We start from the raw sequence: 1,493 nt of genomic DNA, 5'->3' as shown, positions 1-1,493 counted from the left end.
TCGCGGCGGCGCGTCTCCCGCTCGGCAGCGGTGCGCGGCAGGATGTCGGCTGCCGTGCGCACCACCGGCGTGGCGTCGTAGACGGCGGTGACGGTCGCCATCCGGCGCCGCCCGCCGCGTTCCCGGTCCGCCAGCTGGGCGGAGGGCGGCTGGGGACCGGCCTGCGCCTGGGCTTCGGCCGCGGCGCGGGTGGCCTCCCGCAGCCCGGCCGGGATCATGTTCACGCCGGTGGCGTCGCAGGAGAGCACCAGCAACTCGCCGGCGGCGGCACGCGGCGCGGCGGCATCCGGCGGGGCCGCGTAGAACGCGTTGATGTCGGCGGCGGCACGCACGCAGATCTCCATCAGCTGCCGGGTGCCGATCTTCTGCCCGGTGGCACGCTGAACGGCCTGGGCGGCCTGCCGCAGCGACCCGGACGCTGCCTCGTGCACAACGGCGCGCTGCAACGGCCGGGAATACAACTGGGCGGGAAGAGCCAGCTCGGCGTCCGCGACATGCAGGTTGCCCACCTTCACCGCCGGCGAGCGATAGGCGATCCGGGAGACCTCAACGCGGCCCACCGTGGTGGCCAGCAGCCGCACATGCCCACGTTCGGCACGCGTGCGCACCACACCATCCGCACCGGCCACCTCCCGGCGGCGCCCCTCCGCCGCGGCGCGGGCATCCAACTGATCCTGCATGATCTGCCGTATCAACTCCCGCCCGGCGACGGTGACGTAGTCCTCCAGCACCTCCTGGGTGCAGGCCATCATCACCGGGTCGGACAGACGCGCGAGCATCTCCTCCATCCGGGTACGGCTCGCGGCGAAGGCATCGGCAGGAGCCATCTCGGGCGCGTAGGGTGCCACCAGGTCTTCTTTCTCACGCGGTCAGGCGGATCAACCCGGCCAACGAGGAGAAGACCTTCCTCTTGCCCCACCTCACCCGCCCGCCGCGACGGTGCCACGCGCCAGGGTGAACAACCCGCCCGGGGTCTGCACCACCAGCCCCGCGGCCACGGCCTTCTTCAACCGGTGCCGGACCACCTCCACCTGGCGGGCCGTCACCTCCAGACCGAGATCCTCCACCACCTGCCGACAGCGCACCGGACCGGCATACCGTGCCAGCACCGCAAGCAGTCGTTCCCGAGCCTCAGCATCCGGCAGACGTCCACCCCGGCGCGCAGCCGGGACCACGGCCAAGGCCACCGCCGCAGACGCAGCCGGCACCAGCTCGACGCGCGGCAGTTCACCCACGACCTGGCACGCCGTCGTGATACGGGCCAGCTCCCGCTCGCACGTCGCCAGCAGAGCCGTGATCCGCTCCGCCTCCGCCCGAAGCCGCTCGGCCTCACCGCGGCAGGCCGCCTCCCGTTCCCGCAGCAGCCGCAGCACCTCGTCGCAGCTCATCCGACCTGCCCCTCACGCCAGCTGATCAACCCAGCTACCGCAACGAGACAGTCACCACGCCGGACACGGCGCTCTCACCGACCTCACTCAACAAGAAACGCACCC

Annotated in this window: 1 protein-coding gene and 1 pseudogene; both read right to left on the bottom strand. The window is 72.3% G+C overall.

Translation table 11 applies throughout. The features are described 5' to 3' along the window. Positions 1 to 848, bottom strand: a pseudogene (locus ACFYX0_RS47800) (ISKra4 family transposase); the annotation flags it as partial. A gap of 72 nt (positions 849 to 920) precedes the next feature. Next, positions 921 to 1,388 carry a hypothetical protein gene (locus ACFYX0_RS47795; protein ID WP_388982130.1) on the bottom strand — a complete coding sequence of 156 codons (468 nt, stop codon included), beginning with the start codon at positions 1,386 to 1,388 and terminating at the stop codon, positions 921 to 923. Positions 1,389 to 1,493: the final 105 nt, after the last annotated feature.

This window comes from Streptomyces sp. NPDC002573, assembly GCF_042889625.1.
In the GTDB taxonomy this organism is placed as follows: domain Bacteria; phylum Actinomycetota; class Actinomycetes; order Streptomycetales; family Streptomycetaceae; genus Streptomyces; species Streptomyces gibsoniae.
This window is presented reverse-complemented; position numbering and strand designations above follow the sequence as displayed.